Source organism: Leclercia sp. LTM14 (assembly GCF_023736175.1).
In the GTDB taxonomy this organism is placed as follows: Bacteria; Pseudomonadota; Gammaproteobacteria; order Enterobacterales; family Enterobacteriaceae; genus Enterobacter; species Enterobacter barmai.
Genome location: NZ_JAIKTT010000001.1, coordinates 273,713 through 292,901 on the forward strand (window position 1 = coordinate 273,713; position 19,189 = coordinate 292,901).

The window sequence follows — 19,189 nt, forward strand, 5'->3', positions numbered from 1 at the left end:
GGCCAGGAGAGAGCCATGCTACGTGTCATCGACACCGAAACCTGTGACCTGCAGGGGGGCATTGTGGAAGTCGCCTCTGTCGACGTTGTGAACGGGCAGATCGTCAATCCACGCAGCCATCTGGTCCGTCCGGATCGCCCTATCAGCCCGCAGGCGATGGCTATCCACCGCATCACCGAGGCGATGGTCGCCGACAAACCCTGGATTGAAGAGGTGATCCCGCACTACCACGGCAGCCCATGGTATGTGGCGCATAACGCCAGCTTCGATCGCCGCGTGCTGCCCGAAATGCCCGGGGAGTGGATCTGCACCATGAAGCTGGCGCGGCGCTTATGGCCGGGGATCAAATACAGCAATATGGCGCTCTACAAGTCGCGCAAGCTCAGCGTAAGAACGCCGGAAGGGCTGCACCACCACCGGGCCCTGTACGACTGCTATATCACCGCCGCGTTGCTCATCGACATCATGAACACCACCGGCTGGACCCCGGACGAGATGGCCGACATCACCGGACGCCCGGCGCTGCTGACCACCTTTACCTTCGGGAAATATCGCGGCAAAGCGGTGGCGGAAATCGCGGACAAGGATCCGGGCTATCTCCGCTGGCTGTATAACAACCTCGAGCGGATGAGCCCGGAGCTGCGTCTGACGCTGAAGCACTACCTGGGTGGATCCTGATCGACCTCTGCTGCCTGGCTGGTTAACGTCTCCTGAGCCAGGCCCACCAGAAACGCGTACTCCAGGGCTACCCCTTCATAGGATTTGAAGCGTCCGGACTTCCCGCCATGCCCGGCGTCCATGTCGGTGCAGAGCAGCAGTAAATTATCGTCGGTTTTCATTTCGCGCAGCTTCGCCACCCACTTCGCCGGCTCCCAGTACTGCACCTGGGAGTCATGCAAACCGGTGGTGACCAGCATGTGCGGATAGGCCTTCGCCCCGACGTTGTCGTAGGGACTGTAGTCTTTCATGTAGCGATAGTAGGTCTCATCCTGCGGATTGCCCCACTCTTCGTATTCGCCGATGGTCAGAGGGATGGACTCGTCCAGCATGGTGGTCAGGACATCCACAAACGGCACCTGGGCGATCACTCCTTTAAACAGCCCCGGGCGTTCGTTAATCACGGTGCCCATCAGCATCCCGCCCGCGCTGCCACCCATCGCAAAGCACTGTTTACGATCGCCATAGCCCAGCCCCAGCAGCCCCTCGCAGACGTCGAGGTAGTCATTGAAGGTGTTTTTCTTTTTCAGGAATTTGCCGTCTTCGTACCATTTTTGACCCAGCTCGCCGCCGCCCCGGATATGGGCGATAGCGAAGACAAATCCCCGGTCGAGCAGGCTTAAGCGGCTACCGCTGAAATCCGCGTCGATGCTGGAGCCGTAGGAGCCATAGCCGTAGATCAGGATAGGGTTTTTGCCCTTGCGGAAATGGTGCTTGTGGTAGACCAGCGAGACCGGAACTTCGGTGCCGTCGCGGGCGACAATCCACACGTGCTCGCTGCGATAAAGTTCGGCGTCAAACCCTTTCACCTCGGCCTGCTTCAGCACCCGGCGCTGTCCGGTGTCCATATCCAGCTCAAACAGGGTGTCAGGCGTGGTCATGGAGGAGTAGCCGTAGCGCAGACGTGAGGTTTCCGGCTCGGGGTTGTAGCCAATCCAGGTGACGTAGGCGGGATCGTCGAAGGCGATACCAATCACTTCCCGGGTTTTGCGGTTGATCTGCCGCAGGCTGGTGAGTCCGCGCTGGCGCTCTTCCACCACCAGCCAGTCGGTAAACAGGGTGAACCCTTCGAGCATCACCTGATCCCTGGGCGGGATCAGCACTTCCCATTTGCGTTCATCGCGGACCTTGGTCTTGTAGAGGCCAAAGTTTTTGCCTTCCCGGTTGGAGCGCAGATAGAAGGTGTGCTGGAAGTGATCGAGACTGTACTCGTGATCCTTGCGCCGCGGCATAAAGCACAGCGGCTGGGCGTCCGGCAGTTCGGCATCCAGCAGCAGCACTTCCGTGGTGGTGGCGCTGGCAAGGAAGATAATCACATAGTGCTTTGAGGTAGTCTTATGCAGGCTGACGTAAAAGGTTTCGTCTTTCTCCTCATACACCAGTTCGTCGCTTTTCGACGGCGTGCCCACCGTGTGCCGCCAGACCTGATAAGGGTGCAGGGTGGTGGCGTGCTTTTTGATGTAGTAGATCGTTTCTGAATCGTTGGCCCAGATAAAGTCGGGTGAGACGTTATCAAGCATCTCAGGGAACCAGTTCCCGGTCTCGAGATTGCGAAAACGCAGGCCATACTGCCGTCGGGAGAGGTAATCTTCGGCCAGTGCCATAGTGGCGTTATCCGGCGATACCGCCATTCCGCCCAGGGTATAAAACTCGCTGTGCGCCGCGCGCTGGTTCGCATCCAGCAGCGTCTCCCAGTCCTCCCACTCGGCGCAGAGTACCGACTGGCGCTGATAGATGGCGTATTCGTTACCGGGTTCATAAACGTGCCGGTAACGATAGCCATTTCGACTCCAGGGGGCTGAGACGTCACGCTGCGGGACGCGTTCGACCATTTCACCAAGCAGGCGATCCTGCAGCGCCTGCTGCGTCGCCATGACCCTGCGGCCATAGTCGTTTTCCGCGTGGAGGTAGTCCAGCACCTCCGGCTGCGAGCGGGTGTCGTCCCGCAACCAGTAATAGTTGTCGATACGCGTGTCACCGTGCGCGGTGAGAGCGTGCGGTATGCGTTGGGCTTTAGGTGGCATGGCGGTATGATTCTTTTACGTTTAACACCCTATAAGGTTGGCAAAACATGCGCACGATGCAAGCGAAACGGTGCTGACAGGGGTAAAAAACTAGCCGGGTAGCGCTTGTTTTTGCTGGCGAATATCCTGCTCAATCCCTTCCCGCACGTCCGCCGGGATTTTCAGCGCATCGCCCAGCGCATTGAGATAGCTGCGCTCCATAAAGTGATCGATATCGATGGCTGCACAGCTCAGGAAGTAGAGTTCCAGGGCCTCCTCTTCATTCTGGATCCCCTGAGCCAGACGCGCAGGATCGAGCGGTTGTTCGATGGCGCGCGCCACCAGCGCCCTGCCCTGCTCCTCCACGCCCGCTTCCCGCAGCTGCTGTTCAATGGCGGCCCGCTCCTGGTCGTCGATATGGCCGTCACTCTTGGCGGCAAAGACCAGCGCCAGGATCAGCCTTTCGGTGCGCACGTCCAGCGGCGAGGCCTGCTGTCCAAACTGTGGCTCGTCCTGATGCGCGCTGCGTATTCTGTCTTTGTACTTGTTCCACAGCACGGTACCGGCAATGGCACCACCGCCGGCAAGCAGGGCACCGGTGCCATATTTGCTAAGTAACTTACGCGAGGATTTATTCGCCACCAGCAGCCCGGCGAGGCCGCCAAGCGCCCCCGGGGTCAGCATTTTACTTAAGCCTTCACCGGACGATGACGACCCTTTCTGCCCGAGCAGAGACTGTAGTTGATTCAACCAGTTTGACATGTTTACCCTCACTAAACGGTGGATGAATTTCTCAGCGTAAGCGAGGGGATGTCAGGAAATGTCTGCGTCAGCAAAAGAAGCGAAAATTCATCTCTTCGACGACAGATACTGCGCGCTGCCCGCTTTACAGTCGATCTTAACCTGATAGTGAATATCGGTGTTTTTGCCGCGCACCGTCAGCGGTAGCGTCCAATGGTCGTTCTCCCCTTTCACCTGCTTAGGATTGATCCAGGCGACCGGATCGGCCTGGCCCAGCGTTTTCTGATCGTCAGCCCAGCGCACAATGCGGTTTTGCAGATAATCCCGCTTCACGCTGGCGGCAATCCCTTCGGCATCCTGACCTTCGCAGGCCGGGAATTTCACGGTTTTTTCATCTGCAGCCTGGGCCGTCAGGCTGGCGGCCAGCAGTGCTATCGCTACCCCTGTTTTGTTCATCATGCTCTCCTGTTTTGGTTCAACAAAAGCATGGTCGAAAAATGGCGCGATGCAAATAACCGCCTGTCAGCCTGATGGATTTTCGCAACACAAGACAGACGCAAACGTTTTCGTTTATACTGCGCGCAACTTTTTCAGGGGAATTATTATGACTCGATTAGGAACTGCGCTGCGTCCGGCAGCGACGCGTGTGATGCTGCTGGGCTCGGGTGAACTGGGCAAAGAGGTGGCCATTGAGTGCCAGCGTCTGGGTGTCGAAGTGATCGCCGTTGACCGCTATGCCGATGCGCCAGCGATGCACGTTGCTCACCGCTCACACGTCATTAATATGCTCGATGGCGATGCCCTGCGCGCCCTGATCGCCACAGAGCAGCCGCACTTCGTGGTGCCGGAAATCGAAGCTATCGCTACCGACACCCTGCTGGCGCTGGAAGCTGAAGGCCAGCGCGTGGTGCCCTGCGCCCGCGCCGCGAAGCTGACCATGAACCGGGAAGGTATTCGTCGTCTGGCGGCGGAAGAACTGGCTCTGCCCACCTCAAGCTACCGTTTCGCCGACAGCAAAGCTGATTTTCTGCAGGCCGTCGCCGAAATTGGCTACCCGTGCATCATTAAGCCGGTGATGAGCTCCTCCGGTAAAGGGCAGAGCTTTGTGCGCAGCCCAGAGCAGCTGGATAAAGCCTGGGATTACGCCCAACAGGGCGGCCGCGCCGGGGCCGGACGCGTGATCGTTGAGGGGGTGGTGAAGTTTGATTTTGAGATCACCCTCCTGACCGTCAGCGCCGTCGATGGCGTCCATTTCTGCGATCCTATTGGTCATCGCCAGGAAGATGGCGACTACCGTGAATCCTGGCAGCCGCAGCAGATGAGCCCGCTGGCCCGGGAACGGGCCGAGGAGATCTCCCGCAAAGTGGTGCTGGCCCTGGGCGGCCACGGCCTGTTTGGCGTGGAGCTGTTCGTCTGCGGTGACGAGGTGATCTTCAGCGAAGTCTCTCCGCGTCCGCACGACACCGGTATGGTGACCTTAATTTCGCAGGATCTCTCTGAGTTTGCCCTGCACGTTCGTGCTTTCCTCGGCCTGCCGGTCGGCGGCGTGCGTCAGTACGGCCCGGCGGCGTCGGCGGTGATCCTGCCGCAGCTGACCAGCCAGAACGTCATCTTTGATAACGTCGATGCCGCAGTGGGCGCAGGCCTGCAGCTGCGTCTGTTCGGTAAGCCGGAGATCGAGGGCTCGCGTCGTCTGGGCGTGGCGCTGGCAACGGCCGACAGCGTAGAAGACGCCGTTGAGCGGGCAAAAAAAGCCGCCGCCAGCGTGCAGGTTGCAGGATAAAAAAACGGGCCGCCTGGCCCGTTTTTATTGGCGTTGCCCGGCGGCGCTTTGCTTGCGCGGGCCTACAGGTGCGGATTTGTAGGCCGGGTAAGCGCAGCGCCACCCGGCAAAACACGCACAACGACCAAAACCTTACTGCTGCGCGCCTTCTACCGCTTCGCGCGCCAGCTTGGTGATGCGATCCCAGTCGCCCGCTTCCATCGCGTCCGCCGGAACCAGCCAGGAGCCGCCGATGCACAGCACGCTCTTCAGCGCCAGGTAGTCACGGTAGTTCGCCGGAGAGATACCGCCAGTCGGGCAGAAACGGACGTTAGCGAACGGACCTGCGATAGCCTGCAGCGCTTTGGTGCCGCCGTTGGCTTCCGCCGGGAAGAATTTGAACTCCTGCAGGCCGTAGTCCAGACCCAGCATCAGCTCAGAAACGGTGCTGATGCCCGGGATCAGCGGGATGGAGCCTTCGGTAGCGGCTTTCAGCAGAGGCTCGGTCAGGCCCGGGCTGATGGCAAACTGCGCACCGGCTTCGGTCACTTCAGCCAGCTGCTGCGGGTTCAGGACGGTGCCTGCACCGATGATGGCTTCCGGTACTTCTTTGGCGATGGCGCGAATGGCATCCATTGCACAGGCAGTACGCAGCGTGACTTCCAGTACGCGTACACCGCCCGCAACCAGCGCTTTCGCCATCGGGACTGCGTGTTCCAGCTTATTAATCACGATAACCGGCACTACCGGGCCAGTTTTCAGGATTGCTTCTGCACTTGTATTCCAGTTTTTCATCAGAGTTTTTCTCTCGCCAGATCGATAATTCTTGTCGTCTTAAAACGTAATACAGGTCGCGCCCTGTTCTGCACCCGAGAGGTTCTCGCGTAACGCGCTGAACATTTCGCGTCCCGTTCCCACGCGCGATGCGCTCAGGTCAGGAATATGCGGCTTACGTGCGGCCAGTACCGCCTCATCCACCAGTAAGGTCAACTCGCCTGTCTGACCGTTAACGCGGATGATATCGCCATCGTACACTTTCGCCAGCAGTCCACCGTCATAAGCTTCCGGGGTGACGTGGATGGCGGAAGGCACTTTACCCGATGCACCGGAGAGGCGTCCATCGGTAACTAACGCAATTTTGAAACGGCGGTCCAATAATACACCAAGTGGCGGCATTAGTTTATGTAATTCTGGCATTCCGTTCGCTTTGGGTCCCTGATGACGGACAACAACGACGCAATCTTTGTCCAGCAGACCGGCTTCAAAGGCTGGCAGCACGTCATGCTGGCTTTCGAAAACCACTGCCGGGGCTTCAATAACCTGATTTTCCACCGGAACCGCAGAGGTCTTCATCACCGCACGGCCCAGGTTGCCGTTCAGCACTTTGGTGCCGCCGTGGTGGGAGAAGGGCTTGTCAAAGGTGGCTATTACGCTGTCATCCAGCGAGGCCTGCGCCCCTTCGCGCCAGTCCAGCTCGCCGTCGTTCAGCCACGGCTCTAAGGTGTAGCGTTTCAGACCGAAACCGGCCACGGTATTAACATCTTCATGCAGCAGGCCGCCTTTCATCAGCTCACGCATCAGCACCGGGACGCCGCCCGCGGCCTGGAAATGGTTGATATCGGCCGGGCCATTCGGATACAGACGGGTCATCAGCGGAACCACTTCAGACAGGTCAGAGAAATCATCCCAGTTGATCTGGATCCCGGCCGCACGCGCCATCGCCACCATGTGCATGGTGTGGTTTGTAGAGCCGCCCGTCGCCAGCAGGGCTACGATACCGTTCACCACCACTTTCTCGTCGACCATTTTACCGAGCGGCATCCACTCGTTGCCGTTACCGGTCAGACGGGTCACCTGGCGGGCAGCGGCTGCGGTCAGCGCTTCGCGCAACGGGGCGTCAGGATGGACAAACGACGAACCGGGCAGCTGCATCCCCATAAACTCCACCACCATCTGGTTGGTATTAGCGGTGCCGTAGAAGGTACAGGTACCCGGAGCATGGTAGGAGGCGGCCTCGGACTCCAGCAGCGCCATGCGATCCACTTTGCCTTCGGCATAGAGCTGGCGAATACGCACTTTCTCTTTGTTGGCAAGGCCGCTCGCCATCGGGCCTGACGGTACGAACAGCGCAGGCAGATGACCAAACGACAGCGCCGCCATCGTCAGGCCCGGGACAATCTTGTCGCACACGCCGAGGTAGAGCGCGCCATCAAACATGTTATGGGAAAGCCCCACCGCCGTGGACATGGCGATCACTTCGCGGCTCAGCAGGGACAGCTCCATCCCGTCCTGGCCTTGAGTTACACCGTCGCACATGGCAGGCACACCGCCCGCGACCTGGCCTACCGCATTGGCCTGGTGCAGCGCTTTACGAATGATATCCGGGTAGGTCTCGTACGGCTGGTGCGCCGAGAGCATGTCGTTGTAGGAGGTGATGATGGCGATATTGTTACGCAGCATGCTTTTCAGCGAGGCTTTATCTTCTGGCTGGCAGGCAGCAAAACCGTGCGCCAGATTGCCGCAGGCCAGCTGCGAACGATGAACCGTATCGGACTTCGCCTGCTGGATGCGAGCGAGGTAGGCAGAACGGGTCTGTTTTGAACGCTCAACGATGCGCTGTGTTACCCGTAACAATGTCGAATTCATAGAAGCTCCTGTCATTTATCTGTCCGCGCTCTGGAATTAACAAAGTGTTTAGCAGGTAGTAACATCGCTGAAACGCTTGATTGCCGGAGCTCTGAGGCAAAATCGCTGCAGGCAGTGTAATAAAAAAAGCTCCGGGTGGAAATCCACCCGGAGCTTAAATGATTAATTATTGTGCGCTGGCCTGAGCCAGATCATGTTACCGGTAAAATACCCCGTAGGGATTAGCGGTAAACCTTATTCGAACTCGTTCCAGGAACGGCCATCACGGGTGATCATCGCCACCGAGGCAACCGGTCCCCAGGTGCCCGCCTGATACGGTTTCGGTGCGTCCTGATCTGCCGCCCATGCTTCAGTGATGGAGTCGACCCACTTCCACGCCTCTTCCACTTCGTCACGGCGTACGAACAGCGCCTGAATACCGCGCATGGTTTCCAGCAGCAGACGCTCGTAAGCATCCGCCAGATGCGTCTGGTTGAAGGTTTCGGAGTAGCTCAGATCCAGCTTGGTGGTCTGCAGGTTGTGCTTGTGGTCCAGACCCGGCACCTTGTTCAGTACCTGAATGTCCACGCCTTCGTCCGGCTGCAGACGGATGGTCAGTTTGTTCTGCGGCAGCTCCTGCCAGGACTCTTTGAACAGGTTCAGTTCCGGGTTTTTGAAATACACGACCACTTCAGAGCATTTCGCAGGCAGACGTTTACCGGTACGCAGGTAGAACGGAACTCCCGCCCAGCGCCAGTCATCAATATCCACGCGGATCGCCACAAACGTCTCGGTGTTGCTGGTTTTGTTCGCGCCCTCTTCTTCCAGGTAGCCCGGCACTTTTTTGCCCTGGGCAAAGCCGGCGGTGTACTGGCCGCGGACCGTTTTTTCGCGCACGTTGGAGCGATCGATACGGCGCAGGGACTTCAGGACTTTCACTTTCGCGTCGCGAATGCTGTCCGCGCTGAGATCCGACGGCGGAGACATGGCAATCATGCAGAGAACCTGCAGCAGGTGGTTCTGGATCATGTCGCGCATCTGACCGGCCTGGTCAAAGTAACCCCAGCGTCCTTCAATACCCACCTCTTCCGCTACCGTGATCTCCACATGATCGATAGTGCGGTTATCCCAGTTATTCACGAACAGGGAGTTGGCAAAGCGCAGCGCCAGCAGGTTCAGTACCGTCTCTTTACCGAGATAGTGGTCGATACGGTAAACCTGGCACTCTTCAAAGTATTCGCCGACCTGATCGTTGATTTCGCGGGAGGTCGCCAGCGAGGTGCCCAACGGCTTTTCCATCACCACGCGCGCAGGCTTGGCGTTCAGCTTCGCTTCGCCCAGCCCTTTGCAGATGGCGCCGAAGGTGCTTGGCGGCATGGCGAAGTAGTTAATGGTGACGCGATTTTTTTGATCGAGCATTGCGCTCAGGTTGGCAAATGCCGACGTGTCGTTCACGTCGAGGTTGCAGAAATCAAGACGTCCGCTCAGCGTATCCCATAAACTTTCATCGATTTTCTCTTTCATGAAAGTTTCCAGCGCTTCACGCACGATTTTGGTATACGCGTCTTTATCCCAGTCCGCACGGCCTACGCCCAGGATGCGGGTGTCCGGGTGGATTTGACCCGCTTTTTCCAGTTGATACAGGGAAGGCAGCAATTTACGGCGTGCAAGATCGCCTTTCGCGCCGAAAATGACCAGGTCACATGCCTGGGCTGTTTGCGTTACCGCCATGTCATTCTCCTCAGTTGGATACCCTGGTGCTTTTGCCAGAATATCGTTGTAATTTTATTACATGCACTGTACTGCTTTTACGTCATTCCCGAAACCATTTGCGCTTATCCTCGCGTGCGATACGGCGATATTTCGCCCGCGGCGCGCATCGGGTCGGGTCATGGCGGTGAAACAGGTGAAACTTTGTTCTGCCAGGCCGTTGCTAAAATCCGACAGCGATCAAGTAATGAAAAAAAACAACAACATTTTTCCACGGTATGACCCTTTCGGCATATCACAGGCGTATATTCTTGCTAATTCGAATCGCGATTTCACCCATTAATGAAATCGCTTCCACCGATGAGCGTCGTGTTAAAAATGAACATGCTGGAAAAAATCCAGTTTCAACTGGAACACCTTAGCAAATCCGAGCGAAAAGTGGCTGAAGTAATTCTCGCCGCCCCCGCTCAGGCCATTCATTCCAGCATTGCCGCCCTGGCGCAGGAGTCCGGGGTTAGCGAACCGACCGTCAACCGGTTCTGCCGCAGCATGGAGACGCGTGGATTCCCTGATTTTAAACTGCATCTGGCGCAAAGTCTGGCGAACGGTACGCCTTATGTGAACCGTAACGTTGATGAAGACGACAGCGTGGAGGCCTATACCGGCAAAATTTTCGAATCGGCCATGGCGACGCTGGATCAGGTGCGCCAGTCGCTGGATATGACCTCGGTTAACCGCGCTGTGGATCTGCTGACCCAGGCAAAGAAAATTGCCTTCTTTGGCCTCGGGTCATCCGCCGCGGTCGCCCACGATGCGATGAACAAATTTTTTCGTTTTAACGTCCCGGTTATCTATTCTGACGACATCGTGCTGCAACGCATGAGCTGTATGAATTGTAACGAAGATGACGTGGTGGTCCTGATATCGCATACTGGCCGCACCAAAAGTCTGGTTGAACTGGCGCAGCTGGCGCGTGAAAACGATGCCATGGTGATTGCGCTCACCACCACCGGTACACCGCTGGCGCGTGAAGCGACCCTGGCGATCACCCTCGACGTGCCCGAAGACACCGATATCTATATGCCGATGGTGTCGCGTCTGGCGCAGCTTACCGTCATCGATGTGCTCGCCACCGGCTTTACCCTGCGCCGCGGGGCGAAATTCAGAGATAACTTGAAGCGCGTCAAGGAAGCGCTTAAGGAATCGCGTTTTGATAAAGAATTGTTCATTAAGGGCGATGTTCCCTGATCGTCAATAACTTAGTTGTTTCTTTTTCGGCATTCGGTAAGTTTCCAGTTTCAATAAAGACGGACAACGTGCCGAATCATCGTTCACGCAACACCAGGTTGTTTCAGACAACGGAGTATTACATGTCCAGAAGGCTTCGCAGAACCAAGATCGTTACTACCTTAGGCCCGGCAACTGACCGCGATAATAACCTCGAGAAAATCATCGCCGCAGGCGCCAACGTAGTGCGTATGAACTTCTCTCACGGTACGCCGGAAGATCATAAATTACGTGCAGACAAGGTCCGTGAGATCGCGGCAAAACTGGGACGTCATGTTGCTATCCTCGGTGATCTGCAGGGTCCAAAGATTCGTGTTTCCACCTTTAAAGAGGGCAAAGTTTTCCTCAACATCGGTGATAAGTTCCTGCTCGACGCCAACCTGAGCAAAGGCGAAGGCGATAAAGAGAAAGTCGGGATCGACTATAAAGGACTGCCTGCTGACGTGGTGCCGGGCGATATCCTGCTGCTCGACGACGGCCGCGTTCAGCTGAAAGTGCTGGAAGTGAATGGCATGAAGGTCTTCACCGAAGTGACCGTTGGCGGCCCGCTCTCCAACAATAAAGGCATTAACAAGCTGGGCGGCGGCCTCTCTGCCGAAGCCCTGACCGAAAAAGACAAAGCTGACATCATCACCGCCGCTGAAATCGGCGTGGATTATCTGGCCGTCTCCTTCCCGCGCTGCGGCGAAGATCTGAACTATGCCCGCCGCCTGGCGCGCGATGCAGGCTGCGATGCCAAAATCGTGGCAAAAGTAGAGCGTGCTGAAGCGGTCTGCAGTCAGGATGCGATGGATGACATCATCCTGGCCTCCGACGTGGTGATGGTAGCCCGTGGTGACCTGGGCGTTGAAATTGGCGACCCGGAACTGGTCGGGATCCAGAAGGCGCTGATCCGCCGCGCGCGTCAGCTTAACCGCTCTGTGATCACCGCGACCCAGATGATGGAGTCGATGATCACTAACCCAATGCCGACCCGTGCGGAAGTTATGGACGTGGCGAACGCCGTGCTCGACGGCACCGATGCCGTGATGCTGTCAGCCGAAACCGCTGCAGGTCAGTATCCGGCAGAGACCGTGGCCGCGATGGCGCGTGTCTGCCTGGGTGCAGAGAAGATCCCAAGCATCAACGTCTCCAAGCACCGTCTGGACATTCAGTTCGACAACGTGGAAGAAGCGATTGCGATGTCCGCCATGTATGCGGCAAACCACCTGAAGGGCGTTACCGCCATCATCACCATGACCGAATCCGGCCGCACCGCGCTAATGACCTCCCGTATCAGCTCCGGCCTGCCGATCTTCGCTATGTCCCGTCATGAGCGCACCCTGAACCTGACCGCCCTGTACCGTGGCGTGACGCCGGTGTTCTTCGACAGCAACAGCGACGGCGTGGCTGCGGCCAACGACGCCGTGAACCTGCTGCGCGATAAAGGCTATCTGGTCTCCGGGGATATCGTTATCGTGACTCAGGGCGATGTGATGAGCACCATCGGTTCGACCAACACCACCCGCGTGATGACCGTCGAGTAATTCGACGGTTTTGCCGGGTGGCGCTGCGCTTACCCGGCCAGGTGACTCTTCCCTCTCCCCTATGGGGAGAGGGTCAGGGTGAGGGGTATTTTTATTTCTTCATTTCTTTATTTCTTCGGATACAGCTCTTTGCGCTTGTACGGCTCTTTCTCGCCGGGCTTACGCGTCTTCAACAGCTTCAGGATCCAGGTGTACTGCTCCGCATGCGGCCCCACCAGAATCTCCACCTCTTCGTTCATCCGGCGCGCAATCGTATTGTCGTCAGCGGTGAGCAGGTCATCCATCGGCGGGCGCACTTCAATCGTCAGGCGATGGGTTTTGCCATCGTAAATCGGGAATAACGGGATCACCCGCGCCTGGCATACTTTCATTAACCGGCCAATGGCGGGCAGGGTCGCCTTATAGGTGGCAAAGAAATCGACAAACTCGCTGTGTTCAGGCCCGTGATCCTGGTCCGGCAGATAATAGCCCCAGTAGCCCTGGCGAACGGACTTAATAAAGGGTTTGATGCCGTCGTTACGGGCATGCAGGCGGCCGCCAAAGCGACGGCGCACCGTGTTCCATACGTAATCGAAGACCTTGTTCCCCTGATTGTGAAACATCGCCGCCATTTTCTGCCCCTGGGAGGCCATCAGCATCGCCGGGATATCCACGCCCCAGCCGTGCGGCACCAGGAAAATCACCTTTCGTCGTTGCGACGCATCTCCTCAATGATCTCCAGCCCTTTCCAGTCGACACGGCTGGCCACTTTTTCTGGCCCGCGAATAGCCAGCTCGCCCATCATCGCCATCGCCTGCGGTGCGGTGGTGAACATCTCATCGATGATCGCTTCACGCTCCGCTTCGCTCTTTTCCGGGAAGCAGTAAAAGAGGTTGATCTGCGCGCGACGGCGGGCGCTTTTACCCAGCCTACCCGCCAGGCGCCCTACTTTACCGAGGAGAGGATCGCGCACGGACGCCGGGAGCATCGCAATACCCGCAAAGGCATAGACACCCAGCCAGGCGCCCCAGAAGCGCGGGTGACGAAAGGATTTCTCAAATTCCGGAATGTATTCACTGTTGTTTTTGGGTTTCCATGCTTTTTCCAGGGCGGGTGATGCTTAAAAGAGTAATGCGTTAGTTTAGCGAGGCCATGCGCAAGGCACAAAAGAAAAAGCCGGTGCAGTCATGCACCGGCTTTGATTGCTGCAGAATTAATCCAGCGTCAGCTGCGGAATAACCTCTTTGACCTGCGCCAGATAATCGCTGCGGTCTTTGCCGGTCAGCCCTTCCGTACGCGGCAGCTTGGCCGTTAACGGGTTGACCGCCTGCTGGTTGATCCATACTTCATAATGCAGGTGCGGACCGGTTGAACGGCCGGTATTACCGGAGAGCGCAATACGGTCGCCACGTTTAACCTTCTGGCCCGGCTTCACCAGCAGCTTACGCAGGTGCATATAGCGGGTGGTATAGGTGCGCCCGTGACGGACGGCGACATAATAGCCTGCCGCGCCGCTGCGTTTTGCCATTACAACTTCGCCGTCACCGACTGCCAGAACGGCGTGCCCTGCGGCATGGCGAAGTCCACGCCACGGTGCGGCGCAACGCGACCGGTGACCGGATTCAGACGACGCGGGTTAAAGTTCGAAGAGACACGGAACTGTTTTGAGGTCGGGAAGCGTAAGAAGCCTTTCGCCAGACCGGTACCGTTACGATCGTAGAATTTACCGTCTTCGGCGCGGATGGCGTAATAATCTTTACCGTCCGAGCGTAAACGAACCCCCAGCAGCTGGCTCTGCTCGCGCTTGCCGTCCAGCATTTCGCGGGACATCAGCACCGAGTATGAATCGCCTTTTTTCAGCTTACGGAAGTCCATCTGCCACTGCATGGCTTTGATCACGGAACTGATTTCACCGCTGGTGAGCCCTGCGTCACGGGCGCTGGCAACAAAGCTGCCGTTGCCTAAGGTGCCTTTGATGGCGCTGTTAACCCAGTCGCCCTGCTGCATTTCGCTGCTCATCTTGAAACCGTTTTCAACGCGATCGTAGGTACGGGTTTCACGACGGGAGACTTCCCAGGTCAGGCGCTGTAAATCACCGCTGTCGGTGAGGGTCCAGGAGAGCTGCTGGCCAATTTTCAGGTTTCGCAGATCTTTATCAGAGGCAGCAAGACGGCTGATTTCGCCCATATCGATACCGTACTGATTCAGCACGCTGCTTAAGGTATCGCCCGTTGACACGACATATTCGTGCACGCCGACTTCGGCTTCGGTTTTTTCATCCAGCTCATCCTGAGGGATGGCTTCTTCTTCCTGTGGCGCCTGATCGATAGGTTCACTGGCTTCCGGCAGCAGCGAGCGGATTTCGTTCTTTTCCAGCTCGATGGTCCTGATAACCGGTGCGGAATTAGGATGATAGACAAAGGGTCGCCAGACGGCGACCGCTAAGGTGAGAACTGTAAGCGACCCCAGCATGACGCGGTGGGGCCGGGGCAGATTGTTAAATGCCAGGGCGACAGAGCGGGCTATCTGTTGCACGTAATCACTTCCTCGTTAATCTCCTTTCAGGCAGCTCGCATACTGGTTCGCCAGTTGGCTGAGGAACTGCGAATAGCTCGCTTTGCTCAACTGGATAGAGGTTCCCAGTGGGTCAAGGGTGCCCATACGCACGGACGTACCCCTTGCCACGGCTTCAACGACCGCTGGCCTGAACTGTGGCTCAGCAAAAACGCAGGTCGCTTTTTGCTCAACCAACTGTGTTCTGATTTCATGTAAACGCTGCGCACCAGGTTGAATTTCTGGATTCACGGTGAAGTGGCCAAGCGGCGTAAGACCGTAGTGTTTTTCGTAGTAGCCGTAGGCATCATGAAAAACGAAATATCCTTTACCTTTCAATGGTGCGAGCTCGGTACCCACCTGCTTGTCGGTTGCGGCAAGTTGTGCCTCAAAATCCTTCAGGTTGGCGTCTAGTTTGGCTCGACTTTGCGGCATAAGTTCCACTAATTTTTCGTGGATTGCAACCGCCGAAAGCCGCGCTATTTCTGGTGAGAGCCAGAGGTGCATATTGTACTCACCATGATGGTGATGCTCGTCACCTTTTTCCGCGCTACCATGGTCATGATCGTGGTCGTGATCGTCGTCGTCTTCCCCTTTCATGAGAAGCGGTTTCACGCCTGCCAGATTAGAAATATTAACCTGTTTAGCCTCAGGCAACTGATTCGCTGACTTCTGCATGAAGGCTTCCATGTCGGGACCAATCCAAACAACTAAGTCCGCGTTTTGTAAGCGTTTTACATCGGAAGGACGCAGGGAATAGTCGTGTTCTGAGGCGCCATCAGGCAGTAAAACCTGCGTTTCAGTGACCCCATCAGCGATAGCTGAGGCGATAAAACCGAGCGGTTTAAGCGAAGCGACTACGGCGGCGTTAACATCTTGTGCTGTTGAACCCCAAAGTGCAGCGGATAGTGCTGCGAAAAGAAGCGTATTTTTCTGTAACATAATGCGACTTATCATCGTAATAAACGTGTGGAATGTGATATTATAACATTCGATGACTTCTGCAAGCATAAATTGACATGACGAATCTGGTATCTCTCGAAAATATTTCGGTTTCATTTGGTCAGCGCCGCGTCCTCTCTGACGTTTCGCTGGATCTGAAACCCGGCAAAATTCTGACGCTTCTGGGTCCAAACGGTGCGGGTAAGTCCACGCTGGTGCGGGTTGTACTCGGCCTGGTAGCACCGGACTCAGGCCTGATCAAGCGTGACCGGCAGCTGCGTATTGGCTATGTACCTCAGAAGCTGCACCTTGACGCCACGCTGCCGCTGACGGTCAGCCGCTTTCTGAGACTGCGCCCCGATACGCGCAAAGAGGATATTCTTCCGGCGCTTAAGCGTGTGCAGGCCGGGCATCTGATCGAAGCCCCCCTGCAAAAGCTCTCCGGCGGCGAGACCCAGCGCGTGCTGCTGGCCCGTGCGCTGTTGAACAAACCGCAGCTGCTGGTGCTCGACGAGCCGACTCAGGGTGTGGATGTTAACGGACAGGTTGCGCTGTATGACCTGATCGATCAGCTGCGTAAAGAGCTGGACTGCGCCGTGCTGATGGTGTCCCACGACCTGCATCTGGTGATGGCGAAAACCGACGAAGTGCTCTGCCTGAACCACCACATCTGCTGCTCCGGCACGCCGGAAGTGGTCTCCATGCATCCCGAATTTATCTCGATGTTTGGCCCACGCGGCGCTGAACAGCTGGGCATTTATCGCCACCATCACAACCACCGCCATGATTTGCAGGGACGCATTGTCCTTCGCCGGGGAAACGGTAACTCATGATTGAACTATTACTGCCCGGCTGGCTGGCCGGGATAATGCTCGCCTGCGCGGCGGGTCCACTGGGCTCGTTTGTCGTCTGGCGCCGGATGTCCTACTTTGGCGATACGCTGGCCCATGCTTCTCTGCTGGGGGTGGCGTTTGGTTTACTGCTGGATGTGAATCCTTTTTACGCGGTGATTGCGGTAACGCTGCTGCTGGCGGCGGGTCTGGTGTGGCTTGAAAAACGCCCGCACCTTGCGGTGGATACGCTGCTTGGGATCATGGCCCACAGCGCCCTGTCGCTGGGTCTGGTGGTGGTGAGCCTGATGTCCAACATCCGCGTGGATCTGATGGCCTATCTGTTTGGCGATCTGCTGGCGGTCACGCCGGACGACTTAATTGCCATCGCCATTGGGGTTGTGATTGTTCTGGCTATCCTGCTGTGGCAGTGGCGCAACCTGCTGGCAATGACCATCAGCCCGGATTTAGCCTTTGTTGATGGCGTGAAACTGCAGCGCGTAAAACTGCTGCTGATGCTGGTGACCGCGTTGACCATTGGCGTGGCGATGAAGTTTGTCGGGGCGCTGATCATCACCTCCCTGCTGATTATCCCTGCCGCCACCGCACGTCGTTTCGCCCGTACGCCGGAGCAGATGGCCGGTGTGGCCGTGGGTGTGGGGATGATCGCGGTGACCGGCGGATTAACCTTCTCGGCATTTTATGACACCCCTGCCGGGCCGTCCGTGGTGCTGTGTGCGGCTACGCTGTTTATCTTCAGCATGATGAAGAAGCCTGCCAGCTGAGGTATTGCCCGGTGGCGCTACGCTTACCGGGCCTACGGAATTGCGCTTTTGTAGGCCGGGTAAGGCGCAGTCGCCACCCGGCAATGCCCAAAGTGATTAAGGCATCTGTGGCGGCGTAATGCCAAAATGATCCCACGCCCGCACCGTCGCCATGCGCCCGCGCGGCGTACGCTGCAAAAAGCCCTGCTGGATCAGATACGGCTCCAGCACATCCTCGATGGTTTCCCGCTCTTCACCAATCGCCGCCGCCAGGTTATCCAGCCCCACCGGCCCGCCGAAGAACTTGTCCAGCACCGCCAGCAGCAGCTTACGGTCCATATAGTCAAACCCTTCGGCATCGACGTTCAGCATATCCAGCGCCTGGGCAGCAATATCCAGCGAGATGGTGCCGTCGTGCTTCACTTCGGCAAAATCGCGCACCCTGCGCAGCAGGCGGTTGGCGATACGCGGCGTGCCGCGGGAGCGCTTCGCCACTTCGAAAGCCCCCTCTTCGCTCATATCCAGCCCCATGTAGCGCGCGCTGCGGCTCACAATGTGCTGGAGATCGGGCACCTGGTAAAACTCAAGGCGCTGCACGATGCCGAAACGATCGCGCAGCGGCGAGGTTAAGGAACCGCGCGGTGGTGGCGCCAATCAGGGTGAAAGGCGGGAGGTCGATTTTAATCGAACGCGCGGCCGGGCCTTCGCCAATCATGATATCCAGCTGGTAGTCTTCCATCGCCGGATAGAGCACCTCTTCCACCACCGGTGACAGGCGATGGATCTCATCGATAAACAGCACATCGTGGGGTTCGAGGTTGGTCAGCATCGCCGCCAGATCGCCCGCCTTTTCCAGCACCGGGCCGGAGGTGGTGCGCAGATTGACGCCCATCTCGTTGGCGACGATATTGGCAAGGGTGGTTTTCCCGAGCCCTGGCGGGCCGAAAATCAGCAGGTGATCGAGGGCATCGCCGCGAAGTTTCGCCGCCTGGATAAAGATCTCCATCTGCGAGCGCACCTGCGGCTGGCCAATATACTCATCAAGCAGCTTCGGGCGGATCGCCCTGTCCACCAGATCTTCTGTCTGAACGCTGCCTGCTGAGACCAGACGGTCTGCTTCAATCATCCTTTACCTCACAATGCGGCGCGCAGCGCTTCACGAATCAGGGTTTCACTGGTAGCGTCCGGTTTAGCCACTTTACTTACCATTCGGCTCGCTTCCTGAGGTTTATAGCCCAGCGCCACCAGCGCGGCAACCGCTTCCTGTTCCGCATCATCTGTTGCCGGGCCCGCCGGCGAAGTCAGCACGAGGTCGGCAGCAGGGGTAAACAGATCGCCATGCAGACCTTTGAAGCGATCTTTCATCTCGACAATCAGGCGCTCGGCCGTTTTCTTACCGATGCCCGGAAGTTTAATCAGGGCGGCGGGATCTTCACGCTCAACGGCGTTAACAAACTGCGCAGCCGACATCCCGGAGAGGATCGCCAGCGCCAGTTTTGGCCCCACGCCGTTGGTTTTGATCAGCTCTTTAAACAGGGTGCGTTCCTGCTTGTTGTTAAAGCCAAACAGCAGCTGGGCATCTTCACGCACCACGAAGTGAGTAAAGATAATCGCCTCTTTGCCCGCGTCCGGCAACTCATAGAAGCAGGTCATCGGCATGTGCACTTCATAGCCCACGCCTGCGGCCTCAAGCAGCACTATCGGGGGTTGTTTTTCTAAGATGATGCCTCTGAGTCTGCCTATCACGTGA

At 57.4% G+C, this 19,189-nt stretch carries 14 protein-coding genes and 3 pseudogenes; 6 read left to right on the forward strand and 11 right to left on the reverse strand.

Translation table 11 applies throughout. The annotated features are described in order from the left end of the window. The first annotated feature begins 15 nt into the window (after positions 1-15). Positions 16-678 carry an exodeoxyribonuclease X gene (exoX, locus tag K5I40_RS01305; protein ID WP_039030812.1) on the forward strand — a complete coding sequence of 221 codons (663 nt, stop codon included), beginning with the start codon at positions 16-18 and terminating at the stop codon, positions 676-678. Here exoX and ptrB read toward each other — a convergent pair. The 3 genes from ptrB to yebF all read right to left on the reverse strand — a co-directional run bounded on the left by ptrB (position 660) and on the right by yebF (position 3,917). Further along, complete coding sequence (gene ptrB, locus K5I40_RS01310) at positions 660-2,741, reverse strand: oligopeptidase B (protein ID WP_139563075.1); 2,082 nt, start codon at positions 2,739-2,741, stop codon at positions 660-662. The genes exoX and ptrB overlap by 19 nt on opposite strands. 90 nt (positions 2,742-2,831) lie before the next feature. Continuing rightward, positions 2,832-3,482, reverse strand: a complete 651-nt coding sequence (locus tag K5I40_RS01315; protein ID WP_039030814.1) for a tellurite resistance TerB family protein — start codon at positions 3,480-3,482, stop codon at positions 2,832-2,834. A gap of 87 nt (positions 3,483-3,569) precedes the next feature. After that, on the reverse strand, positions 3,570-3,917 hold the full coding sequence (gene yebF / locus K5I40_RS01320; RefSeq protein WP_223073998.1) for a protein YebF: 348 nt from the start codon (positions 3,915-3,917) through the stop codon (positions 3,570-3,572). Positions 3,918-4,065: 148 nt separating this feature from the next. Here yebF and purT point away from each other — a divergent pair, with 148 nt between their 5' ends. Next, positions 4,066-5,244: a formate-dependent phosphoribosylglycinamide formyltransferase gene (purT, locus tag K5I40_RS01325; protein WP_223073859.1), complete on the forward strand. Its 1,179-nt coding sequence runs from the start codon at positions 4,066-4,068 to the stop codon at positions 5,242-5,244. 132 nt (positions 5,245-5,376) lie between these two features. On the opposite strand, the gene K5I40_RS01330 is transcribed toward purT, so the two are convergent. From K5I40_RS01330 to zwf, 3 genes are all read right to left on the reverse strand, one after another. Further along, positions 5,377-6,018 (reverse strand): bifunctional 4-hydroxy-2-oxoglutarate aldolase/2-dehydro-3-deoxy-phosphogluconate aldolase, encoded by a 642-nt coding sequence (locus K5I40_RS01330; protein ID WP_039030817.1) that lies wholly within the window; start codon positions 6,016-6,018, stop codon positions 5,377-5,379. A gap of 39 nt (positions 6,019-6,057) precedes the next feature. After that, positions 6,058-7,869 (reverse strand): phosphogluconate dehydratase, encoded by a 1,812-nt coding sequence (gene edd, locus K5I40_RS01335; RefSeq protein WP_039030818.1) that lies wholly within the window; start codon positions 7,867-7,869, stop codon positions 6,058-6,060. Between the two features lie 234 nt (positions 7,870-8,103). Continuing rightward, positions 8,104-9,579: a glucose-6-phosphate dehydrogenase gene (gene zwf / locus K5I40_RS01340; protein ID WP_039030819.1), complete on the reverse strand. Its 1,476-nt coding sequence runs from the start codon at positions 9,577-9,579 to the stop codon at positions 8,104-8,106. Between the two features lie 321 nt (positions 9,580-9,900). Between zwf and K5I40_RS01345 the strand changes: the two genes are divergently transcribed. Beyond that, complete coding sequence (locus K5I40_RS01345) at positions 9,901-10,806, forward strand: MurR/RpiR family transcriptional regulator (protein WP_072036696.1); 906 nt, start codon at positions 9,901-9,903, stop codon at positions 10,804-10,806. 122 nt (positions 10,807-10,928) lie between these two features. Beyond that, positions 10,929-12,371, forward strand: a complete 1,443-nt coding sequence (pyk, locus tag K5I40_RS01350; protein WP_039030820.1) for a pyruvate kinase — start codon at positions 10,929-10,931, stop codon at positions 12,369-12,371. A gap of 107 nt (positions 12,372-12,478) precedes the next feature. Here pyk and lpxM read toward each other — a convergent pair. The 3 genes and pseudogenes from lpxM to znuA form a co-directional block, all read right to left on the reverse strand. Further along, positions 12,479-13,517: pseudogene (lpxM, locus tag K5I40_RS01355) on the reverse strand (lauroyl-Kdo(2)-lipid IV(A) myristoyltransferase). A gap of 46 nt (positions 13,518-13,563) precedes the next feature. Further along, positions 13,564-14,885: pseudogene (gene mepM / locus K5I40_RS01360) on the reverse strand (murein DD-endopeptidase MepM). Between the two features lie 15 nt (positions 14,886-14,900). Next, positions 14,901-15,845: a zinc ABC transporter substrate-binding protein ZnuA gene (znuA, locus tag K5I40_RS01365; protein WP_223073997.1), complete on the reverse strand. Its 945-nt coding sequence runs from the start codon at positions 15,843-15,845 to the stop codon at positions 14,901-14,903. Between the two features lie 77 nt (positions 15,846-15,922). On the opposite strand from znuA, the gene znuC reads away from it, so the two are divergent. Both znuC and znuB read left to right on the forward strand, forming a co-directional pair. After that, complete coding sequence (gene znuC / locus K5I40_RS01370) at positions 15,923-16,678, forward strand: zinc ABC transporter ATP-binding protein ZnuC (protein ID WP_039030823.1); 756 nt, start codon at positions 15,923-15,925, stop codon at positions 16,676-16,678. Beyond that, the gene (znuB, locus tag K5I40_RS01375; protein WP_138369351.1) at positions 16,675-17,460 is read left to right on the forward strand and encodes a zinc ABC transporter permease subunit ZnuB; all 786 of its coding nucleotides are present in this window, start codon (positions 16,675-16,677) and stop codon (positions 17,458-17,460) included. The genes znuC and znuB overlap by 4 nt, the downstream gene beginning before the upstream one ends. A 96-nt stretch (positions 17,461-17,556) precedes the next feature. On the opposite strand, the pseudogene ruvB reads toward znuB, so the two are convergent. Together ruvB and ruvA are read right to left on the reverse strand one after the other, a co-directional pair. Continuing rightward, a pseudogene (ruvB, locus tag K5I40_RS01380) lies at positions 17,557-18,565 on the reverse strand (Holliday junction branch migration DNA helicase RuvB). An 8-nt stretch (positions 18,566-18,573) separates the two neighbouring features. Beyond that, a complete protein-coding gene (gene ruvA, locus K5I40_RS01385) occupies positions 18,574-19,185 on the reverse strand; it encodes a Holliday junction branch migration protein RuvA (protein WP_039030826.1) in 612 nt (203 codons plus the stop codon). Positions 19,186-19,189: the final 4 nt, after the last annotated feature.

What these genes read in the sequence shown, in the direction of transcription:
- exoX (WP_039030812.1), top strand. Translation starts at nt 16, where the DNA reads ATGCTACGTGTCATCGACACCGAAACCTGTGACCTGCAGGGGGGCATT.
- ptrB (WP_139563075.1), bottom strand. Translation starts at nt 2,741, where the DNA reads ATGCCACCTAAAGCCCAACGCATACCGCACGCTCTCACCGCGCACGGT.
- K5I40_RS01315 (WP_039030814.1), bottom strand. Translation starts at nt 3,482, where the DNA reads ATGTCAAACTGGTTGAATCAACTACAGTCTCTGCTCGGGCAGAAAGGG.
- yebF (WP_223073998.1), bottom strand. Translation starts at nt 3,917, where the DNA reads ATGAACAAAACAGGGGTAGCGATAGCACTGCTGGCCGCCAGCCTGACG.
- purT (WP_223073859.1), top strand. Translation starts at nt 4,066, where the DNA reads ATGACTCGATTAGGAACTGCGCTGCGTCCGGCAGCGACGCGTGTGATG.
- K5I40_RS01330 (WP_039030817.1), bottom strand. Translation starts at nt 6,018, where the DNA reads ATGAAAAACTGGAATACAAGTGCAGAAGCAATCCTGAAAACTGGCCCG.
- edd (WP_039030818.1), bottom strand. Translation starts at nt 7,869, where the DNA reads ATGAATTCGACATTGTTACGGGTAACACAGCGCATCGTTGAGCGTTCA.
- zwf (WP_039030819.1), bottom strand. Translation starts at nt 9,579, where the DNA reads ATGGCGGTAACGCAAACAGCCCAGGCATGTGACCTGGTCATTTTCGGC.
- K5I40_RS01345 (WP_072036696.1), top strand. Translation starts at nt 9,901, where the DNA reads ATGAAATCGCTTCCACCGATGAGCGTCGTGTTAAAAATGAACATGCTG.
- pyk (WP_039030820.1), top strand. Translation starts at nt 10,929, where the DNA reads ATGTCCAGAAGGCTTCGCAGAACCAAGATCGTTACTACCTTAGGCCCG.
- znuA (WP_223073997.1), bottom strand. Translation starts at nt 15,845, where the DNA reads ATGTTACAGAAAAATACGCTTCTTTTCGCAGCACTATCCGCTGCACTT.
- znuC (WP_039030823.1), top strand. Translation starts at nt 15,923, where the DNA reads ATGACGAATCTGGTATCTCTCGAAAATATTTCGGTTTCATTTGGTCAG.
- znuB (WP_138369351.1), top strand. Translation starts at nt 16,675, where the DNA reads ATGATTGAACTATTACTGCCCGGCTGGCTGGCCGGGATAATGCTCGCC.